Here is a 16,554-nt window from a genome sequence, read left to right as displayed (position 1 = left end):
CAAAGTGAGCGTCGCGATCTTGACGAGCACCAGCACCGCATTGAGCGTGGCGCTTTCCCTGGTACCGATCGACAATAGACCGGCCACCACCGCGATGATGAAGATGGCGGGCAGATTGATGATGCCGCCAAGCTCGGGCCCCTTGGCCAGTTCGAGCGGATAGCCCAGCCAGTCATGCAGCAAGGGCGTGGCGTAACCCGACCAGCCGACCGCGACGGTCGAGACCACCAGCGAATATTCGAGGATGAGGCTCCAGCCGATGATCCAGGCAAAGACCTCGCCCAGCACGGCATAGCTGTACGTGTAAGCGCTGCCCGATGCCGGCATCATCGTCGACATCTCGGCATAGGCAAGTGCGGCACAGGCGCAGATCAGCCCGGCGACCGCGAAGGAGATGAGCACGGCGGGGCCGGCGCGATCCGCGCCTACGCCGATCAGGGTGAGGATGCCGGTGCCGACGATCGCACCGACACCCAAAGCCACCAGATGCGGCCAGGACAATGTCCGCGCCATGCGCTGATCCACAGGCTGCTCGTCACCGACCAGAATCGTCTTTCTTCTGAGTAACTTGCTCATTAAAAACTTTCCCTGGAGCACGACGCGCGAAACGGCCGGATCGATCGTCGATCACCAGCGCGGCATATCAATCCTGCAGAAGCACCCGCGCCCTGCCCCGCCCATTTCCCGCAAGCGGGAGGTGGTTAGTTGCCGACGGCCGCCTGCGCGATGGTGCGATCATCTTCCTGCGAACCACCGCTGACGCCCACGCCGGCAATGACCTGGCCGTTCCGCAACACCGGGAGGCCGCCGGTGATCAGGCTCAGCCCCGGCACCGACAGCAGCGAGGTCTTGCCCGCATCGATCGCACTTTCCAGCGCCTCGGTCGGCGCACCGACGGCGGCGGCGGTCGTCGCCTTGGCCGTCGCCACATCGAGCGAAACGAAGGACGCGCCGTCCATCCGCATCGCGGTGATGACCCGGCCCTCGCGATTGACGATCACGACGGAGACCGGGCGCCCCCTGGCCCTGGCGAGCTTCAGCGCTTCGCCACCCATTTTCAGGGCTTCATCGAGCCCCAAAGGCGACGCCGTCTGCGCCTGAGCAGCCATGGGCGCCGTCAGGCCAAGCAGTGCCGCGAACGGCAGGAAATACGCACGCTTCATCATACGACCCTCAATGCAGGCTTTTGGATTCGGGCTTCGACTTGGCGATCGGCCCGGCGATATAGGCGTGGATGTCCCTGGTATCCTGCTCGCTCAGGACATCGCCGAACGACGCCATGCCCGCCTGTGCGAAAGCCCCTTCCCGCACGATCTGCATGAAGGCGTCGTGCGTCTCCGGCGTCATCGTCCACAGATTGGGATAGCCGCCCGGCAGGTCCGCACCGCCATGGCAACGGGCGCAGTTGCGCGTGTAGAGTTGCTCGCCGCGCGCGACCTGGGCCGGGGTGCCGCGATATTTGGCGGGCGCGGGAACGAGCGGCGTCTTGGCAAGCAAAGGCGGCAATGCCGGCTGCGAGGCGCCATTCAGCTTGAAGACCAACAGGCGCGCACCATTCTCACGCTCCGCCGCCGCCCAGCCTGGCAGATAGCCGCCGTTCATGGCACCACCGAAACCCGCGGCGACCGCCAGATATTGGGTGCCGTCGATCTCATAGGTCATCGGCGCAGCCATGATCCCGGTGCCGATGTTGATCCGGTGGAGAATTTTGCCGTCGCGCCCGTCATAGACGGTCAGATAGCCGTCGGCCGAGCCCTGGATGACCAAGCCGTTGGCGGTGGTCATGACGCCGCCGCTCCAGAAGGGCATCACCTTCGAACTCCAGACCAGCTTCTGCTTCACCGGATCCCAGGCCTTCAGCACCTGTTCGAATTTCGGCTTGGGCTGGCCCTTCGGCACGGGTGGCGCTTCGAGCCCGAACATTTCGAGCAGTCCGGGCAAAGAAGTCTGGACGCCCTGGACGATCGAATAGTCCCGATAGGGCTGCGGCGCCGTCTTGAAGGTCATTGGTGCTTCCAGGACGGGGATATAGACGAGGCCCGTGCCCGCATTATACGCCATGGGCGGCCAGTTATGCCCGCCCGCCTCGGACGGCCAGACCAGCTTCTCTCCATTCCTGTAATCGGACTGCGCAGTGAAGACCGGACGTCCGGTCTTCAGGTCGACGCGATCCGCCCAGGTGACGATCGTGTATTTCTCCGCCGACAGCAATTCGCCGGTCACGCGGTCGAGCACGTAGAAGAATCCGTTCTTCGGCGCCTGCATGATGACCTTTCGGAGCCGGTCGCCGATCTTGATATCGGCCAGGATCATGTTCTGCGTGGCGGTATAGTCCCAGCTATCCTGCGGCGTGGTCTGGTAATGCCATTTCTTGCGGCCGCTATCGGCGTCGAGCGCGACGATCGAGGACAGATAGAGATTGTCGCCGCCCGCGGGGCTGCGCGACCAGGCCGGATGCGGGCTGCCATTGCCGGTGCCGATATAGACGATGTTGGTGTCGGGATCGTAGACGATCGAATCCCACGCCGTGCCGCCGCCACCCAGATCCCAGCGCGACTTGGGATCCCAGGTCTTGCGTGCCTCGGTCACTTCGGGATGTTCGTCCGGCCCCTTGGCGGGATCGCCTGGCACGATGAAGAAGCGCCAGGCGAGCTTGCCGGTCTTGCGATCGAGCGCGGTGACATAGCCGCGCACACCCATTTCCGCGCCGCCATTGCCGATCACCACCACATTGCCCGCGACCCGCGGCGCGCCGGTGATGGCATAGCTGCGGCTGCGGTCGGTGATCGTGTCGACCTTCCACATCTCCTTGCCGGTTTTGGCGTCGACCGCCGCCAGATAGCCGTCGAGCGTCGCGACATAAACAACGCCGTCGGCGACCGCGACGCCGCGATTGACCGCGTCGCAACAGGTTCGCCGCGCGAACTGGCCGTCGACCTCCGGATCATATTGCCACAGCAGCTTGCCGGTCTTCGCATCGAGCGCATAAACCACGCTCCACGGGCCGCTGGTGTACATCACGCCGTCGACCACCACCGGCGTCGCCTCGACGCCGCGATGCGTGCGGCCGCGCACGACAAAATCCTTGAACTCCCAGGCGACGCCCAGCTTGGGCGCGTTCGATGCATCGATCTGCGAAGCGAGATAATAATGCGCGGTTTCCTGTTGCCAGGCAGCGCCCCCGCCCTGCCCGTCCGTGCCACCACAGCCCGTCAGGAGCATCGAGAACAGGCCGACCGCTGGCGTCAGCCGCCGAAGAGTCCGCTTCACCCAATATCCGATCATCATCTCGCCCTCTTCCCGATGCCGCGAACGGGCGCGCCTGCCACCGACAGGCGCGCCGATCGTCAAAAGCGCGCCAATCGTCAAAAGCCTTGGCGCAGCTCGATGCCGATGGTGCGCGGCCGGATCGTCGAGAAACGGTCCACGCCCCCGCCAAGCTCGACATCGAGCTGCGGCCGGACATCGAACAGGTTGTTGGCGTAGAGTCGGATCGCCGTATCCTCATGGCTGAGCGAGGCGAACAGGTTCACGACCTGATAGCTTTCCCGGAACTCGATCGGATTGGGGATATTGCCCGCGATGCCGCCCGGGAAGGTCACCGGCAGATCGGGATCGAACGAATAGCGCGCCTTGCCCTGATATTGATATTCGCCGCGGATATCGAAATTCCACATGCCCGGCAGTTCGAACGAATATCCCGCATAGGCCGTCGCCATCCATTTCGGCACATTGGGCAACGGATCGCCGACATGGGCGGAGGTGCCCGGCACCGCCTCGGTCACGGTCGCCTTGGTATAAGCGGCGGTGCCGCCGATCTGGAAACCGCGCAACGGCTCGACACGCGCTTCGAGCTCGAACCCCTTCACCTCCGCGCTACCAATATTGTCGGTAAAGCCGAAGCCGCAGCTCGCCAAGCCGATCGCCTGCTGGATCTTTTTCCAGTCGGTGAAATAGGCGGACGCATTCACCATCACCTTGCCACCGGCGAACATGTTCTTGGTGCCGGCCTCATAGGTCCACAGATTGTCTGACCCGAAGCTGTCGGGCGCATTGTCGATACCCAGCTCGTCCAGATCGACGCGGCAGAGATCGGGATTGATGCGGAACCGGTTGGGTCCGCCGGGTCGGAAGCCCTTGGCGGCCGACGCGTAGACCATATTGTCCGGTGCCAGCTTGTACGACAGGCCAACCTTGGGATTGACGCCATCCTCCTTGCTGCGGCGGTTCTTGATCTCGGTCAGGCCGCCGTTGAACGGGCCGTCGCCCAATATGTCGACGCGCTGGTCGATCTTGAACACGCGCACGCCGGCGATGACGTCGAAGCCGTCGAACAAAGTGTAGCTCGCCTCGCCGAACAGCGCATATTGCTTGGTGTTGGTGAAGGTATCGCCGAAATAGACCAGCTCGGTTCCGACGATCGGCGTGGCGCCGGCCGTGTTGACCGACTGGATCAGCCGGTCATCCTGGTCCGAATAATAGGCGCCGATCTGCCATTTGAAGCGCGCGTCCTTGCCGCCGTTCGATGCCAGCCGCAATTCCTGGCTGAACGTGCCGGTGTCGCTGTCCGAGACATTTCGGCTGACATTGGGATACAGCGCGGGCACAAGACCGCCGATGAAGAAGCTGTAATCGCGGACATAGCTGAATTTGCGATCGAAATAGGCGGTGAGCGAAGTCGCCTTCACGCCGCCGAAATCCTTCTCGACGTTCAGGCTGTAGATGCCCGAGCTGTCGAAACTGGGCTGCGCGATCCGATAGGACGAGCTCATGTCCGAACGACCGAGGAAGATCTGCCCCGTGTCCGCCTGCTTGTAATCCTGGTAGAAGATCTGCGGACGGATGACCCAGCTCGGGTCCGGCCGCCATTCCAGCGAAAGCCGGCCGACATAGGTGTCGCCGAAATTCTGGTTCTTCGTCCGCCGGCTGGAAAGCGCATCCTGGCGGAACGGTGTGAAGACAGGGAAAGCCGTGCTGGACTTGAGCGTATCCTGCATGTCGCCGGGCACATTGTCGACATAGCCGCCGTCATGGCGATAATAGAAGCCCGCGCGTATCGCGAGCACGTCCTGGACGATGGGGGCGTTCACCACCACTTCGCCATTATAGGACGGGCCGCCATGCGCGGTCATCGCGGCGCCGATCGCAGTATCGACGCTGAACCGGCTCGGATCGGGGGTCGCGCTCACATATTTGATCGCCCCGCCCATCGCGCTGCCGCCATAGAGCGTGCCCTGCGGCCCCTTCAGCACTTCCAGCCGCTGTACGTCGAAGAACATCGGATCATAGCCGCCGCTGAACGTCGTCGAGATCGTCACCAGCGAAACATCGTCCAGATAGATTCCGACCGTCGGTGAGGAGGCATAGGTGCTGAGGCCGCGGATGCTGTAGCGCGACAGGCCGCGCTCTGTGCCCGAATTGGCGAGGCCCGGCACGCTGCGCAGCACGTCCTTCACATCCACCGCGCCGCGATCGCGCAGCGTGTCGGCCGAAACCGCGGTCAGCGAAACGGGCACATCCTGAATCCGTTCATTGGATTTCCGGGCAGTGACCACGATTTCGCCGTCATTGGCACGGGCTTCGTCCGTCGACAGGTCGACGTCCTGCGCGTTCGCGGCACATGCCGCTGCCAGCGCCGAACCGGCAGCGAGACAAAGGCCAAGCCGTACGGCGCGAAAGCGGATGGATCGATACACTCTATTACCTCCCAAGGATTAGGTCCGGCTGGTCTGTCGCCGGTTCTTTTCTCAATCTCCGCCTCGAAACGGACGGAAGATCATGTCTGGATGATGTTTCGAAGTTCGCCCGGAACTTCGGCGGACAGAGCGGTTGCGCCTGCGATATTCATGACATTTCGCCCCTCTCTGAGGGCGCGACTAGTCTTCAGAACCCGACCGATGTGCAAATGATTATTCTTGCGGCACAGGCTTAGCCATTCTCACCCTAAAGGGATTCGAGAGCGCGATCGGCGGCGATCGCCCGGTCGCGGTAAAGCCAACAGACAAGCGCCACCACGAAGGTGACGGCCGGGATCATGAAACCGAACTCGTCGATCGCATAAGCCGTGAGACTCCCCCGCGGAGACGTCAGCGGCGTGAAGATCTGCTGGATGAACAGATTGTGGCTGCCATGCAGGATGGCGCAGGGCCAGACGCTGCCCGATCTGGGCCTGAGCCAGGTCATAATAAAGCTCAGATTCATCACCATGATGAAGAAGCAGGTCAGCGCGAAGACGCTGGGCGCGCCATTGTTGTAATTGGCGAACAGGATCAGCGGCACGTGCCACAGCGTCCAGATGACGCCCGTCACCAGGGTTCCGCCGGTATAGCCGAAGCGGGCGTGCAGATACGACGTGAGAAAGCCGCGCCAGCCGATCTCCTCGCCCAGTCCCCGGGCGGTGGCGGAAACGATGCCGGTCAGTCCGACGAAGACGATATAAGCTGGAACGAACCGCGCCGGATCGGTGAAACTCCAGCCCCCGTTGCGGACGAACTTGAAGAGGGCCCGCAAGCTGGCCTTGAAGCCGACCTGCTGCTTGATCGCCTCCATCTTGCCCTTGATCTGCGCGACTTCGGACAGGCCGATCCGGTGGATCCGATCCGCGGTCGTCGTCGACTCGAACAGCCGCTCGGCATAATAGGCCTTGCCGTTGGGGTTCTTGCCGACCCCGGTCGCGACCACATCGGTGTTCGACCGGTCCGCTTCCAGCCAGCCTATGATCTGGCGATAGGCCGGCCCCCAATCCTCGAGCAGCGCCTTGCGCGCCGCCGCCTTGTACCGGTCGGCCTGTGTCTGATCGATCTTGCCCGCCTTGACGAGCGCGTCCGCCTTCGCCTGCGCATCGGTCCAGACGCTGTTGTCGCCCACGCCATCGAAGGGCGCGCCGGCGATCAGCGCATATCCCTGCTTGATCGCGCCGTCATAAGCGAATCTGGGCGGACGCGATCCAGCGGCGGCATTCAGCTTCGCCGTTTCGAGGCGCTGAAGCAGCGCGCGCGAAAGCCCTTTGATCCGCGCGATATAGGCATCCATGTCCGCCGGTTCGTCGACCTTGTCGTAAGCCTTCTTGTCGCCCATGTACGAGCGGCCCATCGGGCTGAAATCGAGTTGCTCCTCGAACTTGGCATTGAACCAGGCATTGATCCGCACATCCTCCGTCGTGACGCCCTGCGCCTCCGCCAACGACGCGATCACGCCCGCGCCCGAAACGGCCAGCGCACTGGGCGGCCATATAAAGGCCGAAATGACCAGACCGCTCAGGTCTCGAACGCGCCACAGACAATCTCCCAACTCTTTTCATTTTGAATCGTCGAAGTCTCGGCCTTGTTCAGGCGCCCCAGACCTTTTCGTAGACGCGCAGCCAATTCTCCCCGAGCACCTTGCGGATCTCCGCGTCAGACCAGCCGCGCTGCATCAGCCCCTGGGTGACGTTGGGCAATTCGCTGATCGTGCCGAAGTCCTTCACCATGAACCATGGCGGATTGTTGCTGTAGACGTCGGGCGGCCAGAGTTCGGGAATGATCGCGACCAGATCGGGCCGGTCGAACATGAAGTCAGGTCCCAGGCCGATATGATCGACGCCGACGAGCCGCTTCAGATAGTCATATTGGTCCAGATGCTTGTCCAGCGCGACCTGGGGCGTGACCGGGATCTTCTCGTCCTTCACGCTGCGGGCGTGGAAATCGTTGACGCTGGTCAGGCCGATGACGCCGCCCGTCGCCGCGATCTTCTCGATCAGCCGGTCGGTCATGTTGCGTGGATTGTCGACCAGCGCGCGCAAATTGGTGTGCGAGCAGATGACCGGCACGCCCTGCGAGATCTCGATCGCGTCGAACGAGGTCTGCTCCCCCGAATGCCCACCGACATCGAGGACGATCCTCTGCTTGTGGACCTCCTCCACCAGCCGCTTGCCGGCGCGCGTAAGGGCCACGCTCGGGTCGAGCGCGCCGCCGCCGAACGCACTGGCCGTGTTGTAGACGAGGCCACAGATCCGCAAGCCCAGCTCGCGATAGGCGCGCAGGTTCCTGATTGCCGGCATCACCGTATCGCCGTCGCGGATCAGCGTTTCTGCCGATTGCCAGCCCGACAGATGCCCGACCTTCCCCGCCTTTTGCGCCGCGCGTATCTCGCGCACAGTGCCGACCTGGACGATGCGGCTGGAATATTTGTCGCAGAAATGCAGCAGGTTCACGAAGCTGTCGAAACCGCCCATGCTCTGATGCCAGCAATCGACTCCCGCTGCCTCGATCATGCCGAGATATTTCTCGGTCAGCCCGGACGGATCGAGCCCGTCGACCAGCAAGGTCGAATCCTGGAGCCGCCGTGCTTCCGCCCTGTCCGCCGTCCGGCCGCTCGCAGGACGGGCGAGCGCGCCCGCCGCCGCCGCGCCCATGGCGGCACACAGATATTCTCTCCGGTTCATGCTGTCGGCCCGCCCCTTTCGTTCGATCGCAGCCGCATTCTTGTCGTGCGGTTCCTGGCGCGCCGGCAATCTGGCGGGAATCGACCCGATCGCGCAAACGAGTATTGCTGACTCGCAGCCTAAGATATTCTCATTCTTACTGGCTTAAAACGGAGGTTTAGCTCCAAGTCAGGGCTAGACTGACTTTGCCTTACGCCGGATCGAGCGGCGCGGAGGGCGCAAAGGCCAGCCCGGCGAAACGCTCACCGATCAGCCGGTGTGTCGCCGCATCGGGATGCAGCCTGTCGGGCAAAGGCAAGGCTGCATGGTCGGCTTCCCCGTAAAGTGCGCGCCCGTCGAGATAATGGATATTCGGATCAGCCACGGCGCGCTCCACCACGATCCGCGAGAGGACGTCGCGAATGACGCTCAGTGTCAGCTTGCCGCCAGCGACTTCGCGCGGATCGCCTGATGCGCGATACAGCAATTGCCCATCGGCAAGATCGGGGGCGGTCGGCCCGGGAGTGTCCTCATGGATCGGGCAAAGGATCGAAGAAACGACTAGCAACGGTGTCGCCGGATGCCCCTCGCGGATGGTATCGAGAAAGCCGTGAACGGCCGGGCCGAAGGCGCGCAGACGCATCGCGTCGGTGTTGACCAGGTTGATGCCGAGCTTGACGCTGATCAGATCGGCCGGCGTGTCCCGCATGGTGCGCGCGGTGAAGGGATCGAGCAGCGCGTTGCCACCAAACCCCAGGTTGATCAGTTCGACGCCGGAGAGCAAGGCGGCGACCGCCGGCCAAATACCGGTTGGGCTCGCAGCGTCCGAACCATGGCTGATCGAGCTGCCATGGTGCAGCCAGGTCTTGCGGCCCGTTTCGGCGACGGGCGCGACGGGCGCGTTGGTGCGCAACGCAATCAACTCGGTCATTTCATTATGCGGCAGCCAGATCTCGACCGTCTTGTCCCCCTCCGCCAGATCGGTGAAACGCACGCTTCCCGGCGAGCCGGTTTCGGTCACGGCCGAGCCCGTCATCATGTCGATGCGCATGATATTGCCGCCCGCGACGCTGGCCCGGCCCACCGGCCGGCCATCGACGCGCATGTCATGAACCCCATCGGGGCGTGGGGGAAAACCGGCATAAATGCGCCTGGTCGGCAGCACGTCCAACGCGATGGCAGTCGCGGCAGTGCGAAAGACCAGGCGGACTCCCGATGGCTGGCTTTCGGTCATCGCCAGCAGCGGATCCGCGCACTGCGCACGCGCCCAGGCCGGCAGGCGGTGCGGCAATATCCCTTGCGCCGTCCGCTCGATCTCGATCGCGCCGCGCAGAAGGTCGTGACCGATGGGGGTGATGATCCAGTGCTGTGCGATGGTCATGGTCGGGGTCCGGGACTGAAGACGATACGGGTGAGCAATATGCGAACGGTATCATCATAGTCGTCAACACATAGAAAATCTATCGAATTCCGAAGATTGGACTTGTCAATCCGACCATCTGCTTTACGATGACACTCTATTGAAATGGCGCATCTGAGCATCACATCGCGACACTGTGGAAATCAGGGGGGCGCAAAATGAAAAATCATGAGACCGGGAAGGCAGAGAACGCCTAATGTCGCGCGACCTGCCCAACCTCGACTGGCTCCGCGTATTTTCAGCCGCGACCGAAAGTTTCGCGCTGGCGGCATTGCGCCTGGGCGTAACGCCGGGCGCCGTCAGCCAGCGGATCAAGGCGCTCGAAGCGTTCCTGGGTGTCAGCCTCTTTCAGCGTTACCCCCAGGGCGTGAAGCCGAAGCGGGCAAACGTTACGCGCAGCGCGTACGGCCATCGCTCGAGCAACTCACGCTTGCGACGCAGGAAATCACGTCGACGCAAACCGCCAGAGCGGTTCGGCTGACCATATTGCCCGCGCTGGCACAATTGTGGCTGGGTTCGCGCATGGACCTTTTCCACAAGCTCCATACCAATGCGACCGTCGAAATCTGGGCCGACCCGGTCGTGATCGATCTCCGCACCTCGAATTTCGACGTGGCGATCCGTTATGGCAGGCCGCCATTTCCCGGCTGCGAATATCGTGAGCTGTTCTTCGACGAACTCGTTCCCATGGCGAGCCCGGCGCTGATCGAGGCATCCGAGATAGACGAGCGTGGATTGCCGGTCGGGGCGCCGCTGATGGTCGACACATATTGGCAGAATGATTTCGACGATTGGCTGGCAAGCACCGGCCAGATGCGCCCGGACAATCTGATCACCCAGACCTTTTCGCTCTATTCGATGACCGTCGAAGCGACAGTGAGCGGGCGCGGCTTCATGATCGGCCACACCTCGCTGCTCGGCGACCTGCTCGAACAGGGCAAGCTTCAGATCCTGTCCGACAAGCGGGTGACCGCGCACAATCAATTCTATCTGCTGACCAAGGCGGCCGTCCCGCTGTCCGATGCCGCCGAGACTTTCCTGAACTGGATCCTGGAGCAAGCAAGACCGCCGGAAGGCTGAGCGGCTGCGCCGCGATGATGCTGGGATTTGATCGACCGGATTCAGACACCCCAATTGTCATTCCCGTGAACGCGGGAATCCAGCTTCTTCTTCTTTCTGATGCTTCACAGAATAGCTGGATTCCCGCGTTCGCGGGAATGACATAGGGTTTGCTGGCCCTGCCCGGCTGACTCAGCTCCGCACGAAATGCAGCGTCCGGAATCGCGATCGGAACGCGGTGACGCGTTCGGCGAGCGCCGCGGGGTCGTTCGCCGCCAATCCCTCGGCAACCAGATCCGCCAGCTCGGGCATATCGGCGGCCGTCATTCCCCAACGGACGATCTCCGGCGTACCGAAGCGCAGTCCATTGAAGTCGTCGGCCACGGGATCGATGGGAAGCCCGATGCCGGATGCGAGGATGTTGGCGCCGCGGAGGCGTTTCGCCGCATTGTGGCCGCCGCCATAGCCGGCCGCGCGCACCGCGAGCTGGTGGGATTCGGTGAAGCCCCTCGATCCGCGCAGGACGGGAACGCCGCGTTCGTCGAGCGCCTGCGCGAGCGCGGACGCGGTCGCCCGCATCTCCTTCGCATAGGCGGCACCGAACTCTTTCCAATCGAGCAGCGCGATCGCCAGCGACGCCGTCTTCGCGACGTCGAAATTCGCGGTCAGGCCTGGATAGGCGATCGCCTCGATCTTCTCCGCCAGCACGGCATCGTCGGTCATGAGCAGCCCCGAGGGTGGACCGCCCAGGCTCTTATAGGTGCTGCAGCTCAGCAGATGCGCACCCTCGCGCAGCGGCTGCTGCCATTCCTGGCCCGCGATGACGCCGCACAGATGCGCCGCATCGAACAGCACATAGGCCCCGACCTCGTCGGCGATCGCGCGGATCTCGCGCAGCGGATGCTGCCACAGATTCAGGCTGCCGCCGATGGTGATCAGCTTTGGCCGGACCTGCCTGGCGAGTTCGGCCAGTGCCGCGACATCGACGGTGTAGCCATCGGCATCGACGGGTGCGGCGTGGATGTCGAGCCCGTAGAAACCCGCCGCCCCGGCACCGTGATGGGTCACATGCCCGCCGATCGCGCCCGGCGGCGCGATGATGCTGTCACCGGGCTTGCAGGTCGCCATAAAGGCGTAGAGGTTCGCCATCGCACCCGACGCCAGCCTGAACTCGACATGGCGCGCGCCGAAGACCTCCGCCGCAAGCTGCGCCGTGATGGCTTCGATCTGCTCGATCGCCTCCAGGCCCATCTCGTATTTGGCGCCGGGATATCCCAGCGAGGGGCGGCTTCCCAGACCACTGGCCAGCACCTGTTCGGCGCGTGGGTTCATCGCATTCGTCGCTGGATTGAGGTTCACGCACTCGACCTCGTGAATCCGCCGGTTCTCGTCGATCAGCCGATGGAGCCGGTCGTCGATCGCGTCCGACGACGTGCCGGCCACCGAGACCGCTATCGACTGGACAAGGTCTTCGCTCTCGCTGCCGACCCAGGATCGGCGCGCCAATATAGTCATGATCTTGATCTTTCGTTGGTGGCGGCGCGGTCCGCGCCGAGCGCGGGCGCGCCCGCCCCTTGCTGAAGCCGGAAGGATCCCGGCCGTGGCCGGCGATCAGGCCGCCGGTTCGAGCAGACAGTCATCGGAGAGCGGGCGAACCGGCGTCAGATCGCGGTGATGGCGGAAATCCTCCCGCTTCTCCTGGGTATATGCGTTGCCGACCGGGTTTAGGATGAGCGAGAAGATGCTCCGGTTCCACGGCGAGATGTTCGGCGGCGATCCGTGGACGAGGCAATCACCGAAGATCAGCGCGGTTCCCGCCCCTCCCGTCGCGGACACCACCGGGCAGGTCTCGGCGATCTCCCGGACCTTGTCCTCCTCGACCACCCAGAGCGGGTAGCTGGTGGAGACATTGTCGTGCCAGGTGGCGACGCTGCCGAATTTGTGCGAGCCGCGCAGGAAATAGAGCGGGCCGTTGAACTCGGTCACGTCGTCGAGGAAAATGTGCAGATTGAGCGCGAGCGGTTCGGGCACACCGTCATCCTCGCGATGCGTCGAGAAATCCTGATGCCATTGCCACTGCTCGCCCTCGAACGCGGCCTTGACGTTGATCTTGACCTGCTGGACGTAGAGGTCGGGGCCCGCGATCTGCTGGGCCGGCTCCACCAGTCGAGGATGACGGACCAGACGCGCGAAGATCTCGTCGCGCAGATGCAACCCCATGGCCGTACGTACCACACCGCTTTTCTTCTCTTTGACGTTGGCAGGATCATCCTGCTCGAACACCCGCTCCATCGCGCCGCGAATTTCCGAGATTTCCTCCGCCGAAAAGAGATTTGGGATCACCAGGAATCCGTTCTGATGATACTCGTCGACGAGAGTCTGCGGGAGTTTCATATTGCCTTTCCTCTGCTGCATGCCTTGCCGTTGCCGATTCCTCACCGAGTGGGACGAACGAGCGATCGGGTCGTCGACAAATTGGCCGATCCAACCGCGACCGCAAGCCAGTAATACTGGCCCGAAGAGATAGGCTTTCTAATTCTTGCAGACCCTAGAGCGAGAAAACTTCACGCAAGCATCATCTCAGAGCAGTAGTTTTCCTTTCTCGTTTCAGCGCATTTGGTTCGGAAAGCAGACCCCAGGTCGGGATTGACCTGTTCCGGCCGATATCTTGCTTGAGTGTTCGTGGGCGGATGATTGGCCGGCCGATCGATCGCGGCCGGGCTCCGGATCGGGTCAATATGGCCTGATGACGCCGGGATGCTCCATCGGTGACGCCTCCTTGTCGAGGATCATCGACCTGTTATTCCCTTCAAGAAAATGAATATTATTGTGCAATTAATGCAAAAGGACTGCTGTCATAGATATCGGCATCGCCCGAACCTTTCTCGAAGTAATGGCGCGGATCCGCGGCGGCTTGCGCGCCGCGGCGGCGATTTCGGGATGAGCGACGAACCCGCCTCCCCCGTCTGCTATGCCGATCAGGGCAGCGACGCCTATATGGGCTATGCCGATCGCGCCGAAATATTGGCCGCCCTGAACGCATTGCTCGAGGCCGAGCGCGCCGGCGCTCGCGTCACATCGCATAGCAAGCGCGACGCACCACCAGCCATGCGGACGCTGCTCCACGCGATCCAGCGCGACGAAACCCGATGGTGCGTGATGCTGCGCACACAGATATTGCGGTTGGGCGGATCCCCGTCGCGGCGCTGCGGCGCATTCTATGCCAAGGCGATGGCGATCCCCGCCCCCGCCGAACGGCTTGCCTTCCTCAATCGCGGCCAGCGCTGGGTCGTCCGCACGCTCAGCGCGCTGCTGCCGCGCATCCGCGATGAGACGCTGCATGCGGCGCTGGCCGAGATGCGCACGAGCCATGTCGAGAATGTCGCGCGCGCCGAACATATTTCCGCTCTTTAGAGGGGCAGACTCAGCCGGCCGGTATCGGCGCGACCGTGCCGCGCCGAGAGCGAAGCCACCGCCCGCACGATGCTCTAGAGGCTGATCGCTTGATCTTGGTCTAGGCGCCGGCCACCGGCGCAAGCGCTGCGGCCAGCGCTATGTCCGCAATCTCGTCGACGCTGACCGGGCCATCGGGATCGCACCAGGTATGTGTCCAGTTGATCATGCCGAAGATCAGCATGGTCTGCGCGCGGGCCCGCGCGGCATTGCGTGCAAGAGATGGGTGGAGCGCGGTCAGCAGCGACTGGACTGCCTCGATAACCCTGCGCTGCTTGCCGACAATCTCGGCGCGGCGTTCGGCGGGCAGATTGTCGAGTTCGTTGAGCAATACCTTCTGGCGCTCGGCTGCGCCCACATAATGGTGCATGAAGGCATGAAGCAGCCGGTCCAGCATGATGGCAGGATCCGCCTTGCGCGCCATGACCTGATCGACGTCGGCCACGAGCTTGTCGATGTGCGACGCCATCACCGCGTAGAGGATATCCTCCTTCGAGGGATAATAATGATAGAGCAGCGACTTCGACGTATCGCAGGCGGCAGCCAGGTCGGCGAGCGACGCACCGTTGAAGCCGGCACGGGCGAAAAGCCCGGCCGCCCTTTCCACGATCGCTTCGCGACGCTGTTCGAAATCCGCTGCCTGGGTACGTGCCAATCCCGGCTCCTTCAAAAGATGATCAGGATCATCGGCGGTCGTGGCGAGCCCTCGCGCACGGCTCGCTCCGAAACTGCGCGACAGCCCCGAGATAAGTGGCGGGAATGACAAGCGCAACGCGAAATTGCGCGCGATCCGATGGGTGCCCGCCCGCTCATGGGCGCGATTTCGGGCGATGATCCGACGGATGCTTCGTGCCTCGATCAGCCATTGTCGCAATATGGCGCGACGTGGCGCTCGGCGGCGGCACGCAATTCTGCTAGTGCCGGCCATAGAAAATGAATCTTGACTTTTTCAGAAATTATATAGCGCTCAATGTGTTGTAAAATTACAATACATCGTAATTATATATCCATTTTTGGCAGAAATCCGTGGCAGCCACACGGGGCGTCGCCTAGATGCGCCCCCGTCAGGTGACTGGGACGGCTGACCCAAAACCCACTCAAGAGGAATTTTATGAAATCGATAATCTTCGCAACTGCCAGCCTGGCAGCCCTCATCGCTGCGCCTGCGGCGCACGCTGAAGGCGTCCGCGCCGAAGTCCACGGCGCCTATGACAATGTCAGCGTCGCCGGCGAGTCCGGCGATGGCGTCGGCTATGGCGTTGCGGTCGGCTTCGACAAGAATATCGGATCCGCGATGTTCATCGGCGTCGAGGCGAGCTTCGACGATTCGACCACGAAGGAATGCGTGCGCGATGTCAGCGTCGCCGGCGATCGCGCCTGCGTCGCCGCGGGTCGCGACCTGAGCGCCGTTGTCCGCATGGGCTACAACCTCAGCGAAACCGGCAAGCTCTATCTGCTCGCCGGCTACACCAACGCCCGCGTCATCGCCAGCTACAAGAACGGTGCGACCACCACCCGCGCCGGCGACAATGCCGATGGCCTGCGCGCCGGCGCCGGCTATCAGTTCGGCATTTCGAGCAAGGTCTACGGCAAGGTCGAGTATCGCTACTCCAACTACGAAGCCGATATCAGCCGCCACCAGGGCCTGGTGGGCGTCGGCATCAGCTTCTAAGTCCGACATGAGCGCTGGCGGTGAGACGACCGCCAGCGCTTTTTTCCCATCCTCCATCACTTTCCCCATCCCGCGAGTCGCAATCGGGCAGCCAGCCTGGCCATCATCCCCCGACATATCGAAATTGCGACGTGACGCTCCGGACCTGCGGTCGGCCCTGCCGCCATGGCGGGAAATTTGCTGTAAGAATGCGTCTCGAAGGAGACGAGGATCATGTCGTTTCGTGCCGCCCTCATTCGCCGCTGGAAACTGGAGCTGCGCGCCGCCGAAGCCGCCTCGGACAGGCTCGCGCGCCTCATGCATCTGGCGCGCGCCGCGCGCTTCGCCAAAAGAGCGGCGCGGGACATGGCCCGCCGCGACACCAAACGCACCGTGCCCGTCATCGCGATATAGCCGAGCAGACCCAATGCTGCGGAGATCGGCCTTTCGACCGGGTATCGTTCGGCAGTGCCGGTCATGATCGTTTCGGCTCATATCAATCCGAAGCGTGAAATCCCGCCATGTCTTCGCCTGGATCGATTGGATTTTCGCCAAGAATCCCACACAATA

General features: G+C 62.9%; 15 protein-coding genes. 5 read left to right on the top strand and 10 right to left on the bottom strand.

Translation table 11 applies throughout. The features are described 5' to 3' along the window. The 7 genes from AC3WN8_RS16385 to AC3WN8_RS16355 all read right to left on the bottom strand — a co-directional run. Nucleotides 1-576 (bottom strand): amino acid permease (locus tag AC3WN8_RS16385; protein WP_492670521.1); only part of this gene is annotated, 576 nt, incomplete at its 3' end. 125 nt (nucleotides 577-701) lie between these two features. Beyond that, the gene (locus AC3WN8_RS16380; RefSeq protein WP_492670520.1) at nucleotides 702-1,166 is read right to left on the bottom strand and encodes a GlcG/HbpS family heme-binding protein; all 465 of its coding nucleotides are present in this window, start codon (nucleotides 1,164-1,166) and stop codon (nucleotides 702-704) included. A gap of 7 nt (nucleotides 1,167-1,173) precedes the next feature. After that, nucleotides 1,174-3,288 (bottom strand): PQQ-dependent dehydrogenase, methanol/ethanol family, encoded by a 2,115-nt coding sequence (locus AC3WN8_RS16375; protein WP_492670519.1) that lies wholly within the window; start codon nucleotides 3,286-3,288, stop codon nucleotides 1,174-1,176. 77 nt (nucleotides 3,289-3,365) lie between these two features. Beyond that, nucleotides 3,366-5,696, bottom strand: a complete 2,331-nt coding sequence (locus AC3WN8_RS16370; protein WP_492670518.1) for a TonB-dependent receptor — start codon at nucleotides 5,694-5,696, stop codon at nucleotides 3,366-3,368. Nucleotides 5,697-5,943: 247 nt separating this feature from the next. After that, complete coding sequence (locus tag AC3WN8_RS16365) at nucleotides 5,944-7,194, bottom strand: DUF885 family protein (protein WP_492670517.1); 1,251 nt, start codon at nucleotides 7,192-7,194, stop codon at nucleotides 5,944-5,946. Nucleotides 7,195-7,327: 133 nt separating this feature from the next. Continuing rightward, nucleotides 7,328-8,422 carry a dipeptidase gene (locus tag AC3WN8_RS16360; RefSeq protein WP_492670516.1) on the bottom strand — a complete coding sequence of 365 codons (1,095 nt, stop codon included), beginning with the start codon at nucleotides 8,420-8,422 and terminating at the stop codon, nucleotides 7,328-7,330. Between the two features lie 190 nt (nucleotides 8,423-8,612). Then, nucleotides 8,613-9,782 carry an SGNH/GDSL hydrolase family protein gene (locus tag AC3WN8_RS16355; protein ID WP_492670515.1) on the bottom strand — a complete coding sequence of 390 codons (1,170 nt, stop codon included), beginning with the start codon at nucleotides 9,780-9,782 and terminating at the stop codon, nucleotides 8,613-8,615. Between the two features lie 235 nt (nucleotides 9,783-10,017). Here AC3WN8_RS16355 and AC3WN8_RS16350 point away from each other — a divergent pair, with 235 nt between their 5' ends. Continuing rightward, nucleotides 10,018-10,302, top strand: coding sequence for a LysR family transcriptional regulator (locus AC3WN8_RS16350; RefSeq protein ID WP_492670514.1), 285 nt, complete (start codon nucleotides 10,018-10,020; stop codon nucleotides 10,300-10,302). A gap of 5 nt (nucleotides 10,303-10,307) precedes the next feature. Next, nucleotides 10,308-10,901 (top strand): LysR substrate-binding domain-containing protein, encoded by a 594-nt coding sequence (locus AC3WN8_RS16345; RefSeq protein WP_492670513.1) that lies wholly within the window; start codon nucleotides 10,308-10,310, stop codon nucleotides 10,899-10,901. Between the two features lie 171 nt (nucleotides 10,902-11,072). Here AC3WN8_RS16345 and glyA read toward each other — a convergent pair whose 3' ends face one another. Together glyA and AC3WN8_RS16335 are read right to left on the bottom strand one after the other, a co-directional pair. After that, nucleotides 11,073-12,395: a serine hydroxymethyltransferase gene (gene glyA, locus AC3WN8_RS16340; protein ID WP_492670512.1), complete on the bottom strand. Its 1,323-nt coding sequence runs from the start codon at nucleotides 12,393-12,395 to the stop codon at nucleotides 11,073-11,075. Between the two features lie 96 nt (nucleotides 12,396-12,491). Continuing rightward, entirely contained in the window at nucleotides 12,492-13,274 is a 783-nt protein-coding gene (locus AC3WN8_RS16335; protein ID WP_492670511.1) for a phytanoyl-CoA dioxygenase family protein, read from the bottom strand. Nucleotides 13,275-13,820: 546 nt separating this feature from the next. Here AC3WN8_RS16335 and AC3WN8_RS16330 point away from each other — a divergent pair. After that, nucleotides 13,821-14,294 carry a DUF6306 domain-containing protein gene (locus AC3WN8_RS16330; RefSeq protein WP_492670510.1) on the top strand — a complete coding sequence of 158 codons (474 nt, stop codon included), beginning with the start codon at nucleotides 13,821-13,823 and terminating at the stop codon, nucleotides 14,292-14,294. A 100-nt stretch (nucleotides 14,295-14,394) separates the two neighbouring features. On the opposite strand, the gene AC3WN8_RS16325 is transcribed toward AC3WN8_RS16330, so the two are convergent. Beyond that, nucleotides 14,395-14,988, bottom strand: coding sequence for a TetR/AcrR family transcriptional regulator (locus AC3WN8_RS16325; protein WP_492670509.1), 594 nt, complete (start codon nucleotides 14,986-14,988; stop codon nucleotides 14,395-14,397). A 456-nt stretch (nucleotides 14,989-15,444) separates the two neighbouring features. Here AC3WN8_RS16325 and AC3WN8_RS16320 point away from each other — a divergent pair, with 456 nt between their 5' ends. Together AC3WN8_RS16320 and AC3WN8_RS16315 are read left to right on the top strand one after the other, a co-directional pair. Continuing rightward, complete coding sequence (locus tag AC3WN8_RS16320) at nucleotides 15,445-16,005, top strand: outer membrane protein (RefSeq protein WP_492670508.1); 561 nt, start codon at nucleotides 15,445-15,447, stop codon at nucleotides 16,003-16,005. A gap of 213 nt (nucleotides 16,006-16,218) precedes the next feature. Then, nucleotides 16,219-16,398: a hypothetical protein gene (locus tag AC3WN8_RS16315; RefSeq protein ID WP_492670507.1), complete on the top strand. Its 180-nt coding sequence runs from the start codon at nucleotides 16,219-16,221 to the stop codon at nucleotides 16,396-16,398. Nucleotides 16,399-16,554 lie beyond the last annotated feature (156 nt).

It is taken from the genome of Sphingobium sp. FW305-3-2-15-F-TSA7, assembly GCF_058787155.1.
This window is presented reverse-complemented; position numbering and strand designations above follow the sequence as displayed.

Bases quoted from the DNA above. Each gene is read 5' to 3' on its own strand.
- AC3WN8_RS16320 (WP_492670508.1), top strand. From the start codon at position 15,445: ATGAAATCGATAATCTTCGCAACTGCCAGCCTGGCAGCCCTCATCGCT.
- AC3WN8_RS16380 (WP_492670520.1), bottom strand. From the start codon at position 1,166: ATGATGAAGCGTGCGTATTTCCTGCCGTTCGCGGCACTGCTTGGCCTG.
- AC3WN8_RS16330 (WP_492670510.1), top strand. From the start codon at position 13,821: ATGAGCGACGAACCCGCCTCCCCCGTCTGCTATGCCGATCAGGGCAGC.
- glyA (WP_492670512.1), bottom strand. From the start codon at position 12,395: ATGACTATATTGGCGCGCCGATCCTGGGTCGGCAGCGAGAGCGAAGAC.
- AC3WN8_RS16355 (WP_492670515.1), bottom strand. From the start codon at position 9,782: ATGACCATCGCACAGCACTGGATCATCACCCCCATCGGTCACGACCTT.
- AC3WN8_RS16315 (WP_492670507.1), top strand. From the start codon at position 16,219: ATGTCGTTTCGTGCCGCCCTCATTCGCCGCTGGAAACTGGAGCTGCGC.
- AC3WN8_RS16350 (WP_492670514.1), top strand. From the start codon at position 10,018: ATGTCGCGCGACCTGCCCAACCTCGACTGGCTCCGCGTATTTTCAGCC.
- AC3WN8_RS16360 (WP_492670516.1), bottom strand. From the start codon at position 8,422: ATGAACCGGAGAGAATATCTGTGTGCCGCCATGGGCGCGGCGGCGGCG.
- AC3WN8_RS16335 (WP_492670511.1), bottom strand. From the start codon at position 13,274: ATGAAACTCCCGCAGACTCTCGTCGACGAGTATCATCAGAACGGATTC.
- AC3WN8_RS16375 (WP_492670519.1), bottom strand. From the start codon at position 3,288: ATGATGATCGGATATTGGGTGAAGCGGACTCTTCGGCGGCTGACGCCA.